The organism is Nitrosophilus sp., from assembly GCF_982775275.1.
The window spans coordinates 1-5,584 of record NZ_CEXZHP010000094.1 but is presented as its reverse complement, the minus strand read 5'-3'; the positions used below and the strand labels follow the sequence as shown (position 1 = coordinate 5,584).

The window sequence follows — 5,584 nt, the reverse complement described above, 5'->3', positions numbered from 1 at the left end:
TACTTTTATAAAAGATACCGATTTTTCAAAAATAAAAAAATATATAAAACTTTTTGAAGGAAAACACGATTTTAGATATTTTATGAAAAGCGGCAGCGATGTAAAATCAACTATTAGAAATATATATAAAGCAGATATTTATAGATATAAAAAATATTATATATTTTATTTTGAAGCCGATGGATTTTTAAGAAGTCAAATTAGAATGATGGTAGATTTTTTGATAAAAGTTGGAAAAAACAGCTTATCAAAAGAGGATCTTATAACACAGCTTGAATGTAAAGAGAGGCTCTCTTCTACTTTAGCCCCTCCTTATGGATTATATCTTTGCAAAGTCGTTTATTAGATAAAAGCCGCGCTCATATATCCTACAACGGCGCTCTCATTTGCGCTTGCATCAGCGCTTGTTCTATAATCTAAAATTTTTGGTTTAAGTTGCAATTTTTTTGCAGCAAGTATTATAGCTTCTACCCCTATCTTCCCGCAAGCTTCGCATCCTTTATGAAGATAACTCTCATCCAAATCATGAACCGCTTTTAAACAGTAACTATCTAAAACTTCCGCCTCTTTTAAAGGATAGTAGTGACTAAGATCGGTGCTTATTACTATGGCGTTATCTTTGTCGCTCAATATTGCTTCGCAAATTTTTGAAAGGTAAAAAGGATCTAAATCTCCATAAACCATCTCTATTACTTGCGTATGGGGAAGATAATGTTTTATAAAAGGCATCTGAACCTCAGTGCTATGCTCTAAATGAGCGGACTTTATAAATTTTATATCAAAAAGAGAACTTAGATGGTTCAAATACTCTTTATCTATCCCAAGATCTCCGCACGGAGTTTCAAAACTATCATAAAAACTACCGCTAATTCCATCTAAATATACTCTATGGCTTGGACCGATAACCACTACCCTTTTTGGATTTGAGTTTTTTAAAACTCTATGGGCGAAATTTGCCGTAAAACCGCTATAAATATACCCAGCATGAGGAGCGATAATCGCTCTTGGAGATATATTTAAAACCTCTTTATTTTTAAGAGCCTCATTTAAAATCATATTATACTGCTCTATCATAGACTCTATTTCATTACAATCTTCCGGATAAAAACTCCCAGCAACAGCCATTACTCTTTTCATAACATACTCCTATTTTATTAATAAACAAGCCTGTTATAAGTATAATACAAAAAACTATTATCTTCAATAGAGGAAAAATGAATATAAAAAGCGGTTATTTTAAAAATTATCTGTTTATATTGATAATCATTACTTTATATAGATTTTTTGTTCTTTTAACATCAAACGTCGATCTATATATGGATGAGGCATATTACTGGTATTGGAGCAAGGATTTGGATTTTGGTTACTATTCAAAGCCTCCCATGATCGCTTGGATAATAGCTTTGTTCACCTCTATATGCGGTGATAGCGAATTTTGCGTAAAACTTCCCGCTTTAATAATATACCCCTTTACATCAATTATCATCTATTTTATAGCCAAAGAGCTTTTTAACGAAAAAATCGCTTTTTGGAGCGCTCTATCTTTTATAACCCTTCCCGCAGTTTCGATGTCGAGTCTTATTATATCAACCGATGTTGTGCTTTTGTTTTTTTGGAGCTTGACTTTATATCTTTTTATAAAAGCTATAAAAACAGATAAAGATATATATTGGATATTGGCCGGCTTTAGTGCCGGTTTTGGGCTTTTAAGCAAATATACGATGATTATTTTTGTAATCAGCGTCTTTTTATATCTATTTTTTTCAAAAGAGTATAAAAAGCATCTAAAAAATATAAAACTATATCTAACTATGGCTTTAGCGGCACTTGTTTATCTTCCAAATCTTATATGGAATTATAATCACCATTTTGTAAGTTTTGTGCATACAAAAGAGATAAGCGAGATAGATAGGGACCTTTTTCATTTTAATAAGATGCTTGAGTTTTTAGGAGCTCAGTTTGGTGTATTTGGACCTATATTTTTTGGGATTTTGCTATATCTTATTTTTAAGATGTTTATAAAAAATGAAAGTTATAAACTTTTATACTTTTTTTCGGTTCCTTTTCTTTTTATTATTACGATGCAAAGTTTTTTAAGTCGAGCTTTTGCAAACTGGGCGGCCCCAACATATATAGCCGCTACCATCTTTGTAGTTGCTTATTTGATATATAAACAAAGATACAAACTTTTAAAAACGGCAATTGGCATAAATATAGCTCTTGCTTTGTTATTTTATCATTATCACTTTTTAACGGATCTATTCAATATTGAGCTAACCTCTAAAAATGATCCTTATAAAAGAGTGCTTGGATGGGAAGAGGTGGCAAAAAAACTAAAACCATTTCTCTTAAAATATCCCAACATAAAACTTCTATTTGATGATAGAAAACTTATGAGCGAAATGATATTTTATATTAAACCTCATCCTTTTGACGCTATTATGTTCAATCCAAAACAAAAATATAGAAACCATTTTGATCTTGTAACAGATCTTCAAAAACATATAGGCGAAGATTTTATATTTATAACAAAAAGAAAAAATATAGATGATGTAAAAAAGAGATTTAAAAAAACGATTTTTTTGGGTAAAGTGGAAGTGCCTTTATACAAAGATTTTAAAAGAGTCTATTATGTATATTATATGAAAGAGTTTATAGGATATTAAATTGAAAAAAAACATTTTTGTAAAAATTGATAGGTTTGATATTTTTATAATTTTTTTATTTTTTTTATCGGCAATTTTTTTTATTTTATTTCCTCAAATAGATATAAATTTTAGCTCTCTTTTTTATAAAGAGGGGGTTGGCTTTTATTTAAAAAACGAAATTTTTGCAAAAATCATATATAAATTTACTATCATATCTATTGAGATTTTTGCTATGGCGCTTATGATTTTTTTAATTTTGGAGATAGCTTTTAAGAAGGACTTTTTTAATATAAAAAAAAGGGCTATAATATTTTTACTTTTATCTTTGTTTTTAGGTCCTGGAATTTTAGTAAATACGATTTTTAAAAATAGTTGGGGAAGAGCAAGACCCGCGCAGATAAAAGAGTTTGGAGGAGATAAAAAGTTTACTCCGGCTTTTATAAAAACCGATCAATGCGAAAAAAACTGCTCATTTCCCAGTGGGCACGCCGCGGCGGCCTTTTATTTTTTGTCTTTGGCTTTTTTATTTAAAAATAAAAAAACAAAAAATGCTATAATTGCCGCGGCTCTTTTTTGGGGTGTTCTTGTTGGATTTGTTAGAATCATTCAAGGAGGCCATTTTTTAAGCGATGTAATATTTAGCGCTTTTTTCGTATATTTTGCCGCTAAATTTAGCTATTATCTTGTTTTTAAAAGAGGTAATAAATGAAAAAATTGTCCGTTGTGATTCCTGTGATGAATGAAGAAGAAAATATTAAGCCCCTTTTTAAAGCTTTAAGAGAGGCTTTAGAAGGTATTGATTATGAACTAATTTTTGTAGATGACGGATCTACTGACAAAACAGTTGAGATGATAAAAAAAGAAGCTGACGATAAAGTTTTGCTTATCGTTTTTAACAGAAATTTTGGACAAACCACAGCTATGGCGGCGGGAATCGATGCGGCCAAGGGAGAGCTTATCGCTACGATTGACGGAGATTTGCAAAACGATCCAAGAGATATCCCTATAATGATGGAAAAACTTCAAAAAGAGGGATGGGACGTAGTAGCGGGCATTAGAGCAAAAAGAGAAGATAGTTTTTTACTTAGAAAAATTCCCAGCAAAATCGCCAACTGGATCATAAGAAAAACTACGGGAGTTTATATAAGCGATTATGGCTGCACTTTAAAACTTTTTAAAAAAGATGTGGCAAAAAATCTGGGGCTTTACGGAGAGCTTCATAGATTTATTCCGGTGCTTGCAAAGATGTATGGCGCTAAAATGACTGAGATGCCCGTTCGTCACCATCCAAGAATTCACGGAGTTAGCAAATATGGAATAGGAAGGACTTTTAAAGTAATAAGCGATCTTTTACTTATGCTTTTTTTTCAAAGATACGCAAACAAACCGATGCATCTTTTTGGAACCCTTGGATTTGGAATGTTTGGTTTGGGAATGCTAATAAATCTATATCTTTTTATATTGAAAATTTTTGGAGAAAGTATAGGAACAAGACCTCTTTTGATCTTGGGAGTAATGCTCACTCTTGGAGGTATTCAACTAATTACAACGGGATTTTTGGCTGAAATAATGATGAGAACCTATTATGAATCTCAAAATAAAAAACCTTATGTAATAAAAGAGCTTTTTAGAGGCAAAAGAAAAAATTGAAAAAGATAAAAATCTTAATAAAAATATTTCTATCTCTTTTTCTTATTATATACGTATTATCAAAAATCGACATTCAAAAACTCATTTTTATATTAAAAGAGTCAAACATATTTTACCTTTTTCTCTCATTTATATTTTATAACGTCTCAAAAATTGTTAGTTCTATTAGATTAAATTACTATTTTAAAGATATAGGCATAAATCTAAAAGAGAAAAAAAATCTCATTTTATACTATATTGGGATGTTTTATAATCTCTTTCTACCTGGAGGTATAGGAGGTGACGGATATAAGATATATCTGTTGAGAAAAAGATTTGACACCCCATTGATAGATCTTGTCAACGCTACTATTTTAGATAGATTAAGCGGCCTTGTAGCACTTTTGTTTTTGGCTTTGATTCTTTTTCTTTTTAGCTCTTTTTCGAAAATATTTTATCAATACAACTATTATGCTATTTTTTTGGCGATAGTTTTATACCCTATTTTTTTGTATATACATAAAAAAATCTATAAAAAATTTTCTACATATATTGCAAAAACTACGATATTAGGGATTTTTGTGCAAATTTTGCAACTAATTAGCGCATTTTTCATTATAATCTCTTTACCTGGCAAAATAGATATGTTAGACTTTTTAACTCTTTTTTTAATCTCCAGCGTAGTTTCGGTTTTGCCAATAACCTTTGGAGGAGTAGGAGCAAGAGAGGTTACCTTTTTATATGGAGCCAAAATTTTAAATATCAACCCCTCTTTTGGTATCGCTTTTTCTTTCGAATTTTTCTTGATAACGGCACTCTCTTCAATGATAGGCGTTTTTTTTATCCATAAAAAAATCTAAAATTTTTAAAAAATCTATTTTATTGCTCAAACCCAACACTTTTTTGTATCAAAAAGTATAAAATCGGCTTTTTCACCCTCTTTTATAACACCTTTTTTTAAGTTTAATATTTTTGCGGGATTTTTGGATGTTAGTTCGACTATATCTTTTAATGTTAAGATATCTTTTTTAACAAAATTTTCGTAAATCTCTTTTAAATAATCACCAATTGAGTCAACACCATAAGCCGCCTCATCAAAACTTATATCTTTTTGAACAACCGATTTTGGAGAGTGAAGGGATGTTAAGATATCGATATCTTTGTTTTTTAGATATTTTAGTAGTTGCTTTTGATTGTTTTCATCTTTTAAAGGAGGATCTATTTTTGCCGAGGTATTGTATCCAAGACACTCTTTATCTGTTTTTAAAAGATGGTGCAAAGATACTTCGCAAAAAACTTTTACTCCC

General features: G+C 30.3%; 7 protein-coding genes. 5 read left to right on the top strand and 2 right to left on the bottom strand.

All coding sequences use genetic code 11. The features are described 5' to 3' along the window. Positions 1-346 (top strand): pseudouridine synthase family protein (locus AC30RD_RS05645; RefSeq protein WP_489493362.1); only part of this gene is annotated, 346 nt, incomplete at its 5' end. On the opposite strand, the gene amrB is transcribed toward AC30RD_RS05645, so the two are convergent. Next, positions 343-1,137 carry an AmmeMemoRadiSam system protein B gene (gene amrB / locus AC30RD_RS05640; RefSeq protein ID WP_489493360.1) on the bottom strand — a complete coding sequence of 265 codons (795 nt, stop codon included), beginning with the start codon at positions 1,135-1,137 and terminating at the stop codon, positions 343-345. The genes AC30RD_RS05645 and amrB overlap by 4 nt on opposite strands. 77 nt (positions 1,138-1,214) lie before the next feature. On the opposite strand from amrB, the gene AC30RD_RS05635 reads away from it, so the two are divergent. The 4 genes from AC30RD_RS05635 to AC30RD_RS05620 are packed head-to-tail and all read left to right on the top strand — an operon-like array spanning position 1,215 to position 5,137. Beyond that, positions 1,215-2,666, top strand: coding sequence for an ArnT family glycosyltransferase (locus tag AC30RD_RS05635; RefSeq protein WP_489493359.1), 1,452 nt, complete (start codon positions 1,215-1,217; stop codon positions 2,664-2,666). A gap of 1 nt (position 2,667) precedes the next feature. Beyond that, entirely contained in the window at positions 2,668-3,357 is a 690-nt protein-coding gene (locus AC30RD_RS05630; RefSeq protein ID WP_489493358.1) for a phosphatase PAP2 family protein, read from the top strand. Continuing rightward, positions 3,354-4,298 (top strand): glycosyltransferase family 2 protein, encoded by a 945-nt coding sequence (locus AC30RD_RS05625; protein ID WP_489493357.1) that lies wholly within the window; start codon positions 3,354-3,356, stop codon positions 4,296-4,298. Before AC30RD_RS05630 ends, AC30RD_RS05625 begins: the two co-directional genes overlap by 4 nt. Then, on the top strand, positions 4,295-5,137 hold the full coding sequence (locus AC30RD_RS05620; protein ID WP_489493356.1) for a lysylphosphatidylglycerol synthase transmembrane domain-containing protein: 843 nt from the start codon (positions 4,295-4,297) through the stop codon (positions 5,135-5,137). Before AC30RD_RS05625 ends, AC30RD_RS05620 begins: the two co-directional genes overlap by 4 nt. Positions 5,138-5,163: 26 nt before the next feature. Here the strand turns inward: AC30RD_RS05620 and AC30RD_RS05615 are convergent. After that, on the bottom strand, positions 5,164-5,584 hold a 421-nt coding region (locus AC30RD_RS05615), incomplete at its 5' end, for an amidohydrolase family protein (protein ID WP_489493354.1).

Coding starts and splice junctions, on each gene's coding strand:
- amrB (WP_489493360.1), bottom strand. CDS start 1,137: ATGAAAAGAGTAATGGCTGTTGCTGGGAGTTTTTATCCGGAAGATTGT.
- AC30RD_RS05635 (WP_489493359.1), top strand. CDS start 1,215: ATGAATATAAAAAGCGGTTATTTTAAAAATTATCTGTTTATATTGATA.
- AC30RD_RS05625 (WP_489493357.1), top strand. CDS start 3,354: ATGAAAAAATTGTCCGTTGTGATTCCTGTGATGAATGAAGAAGAAAAT.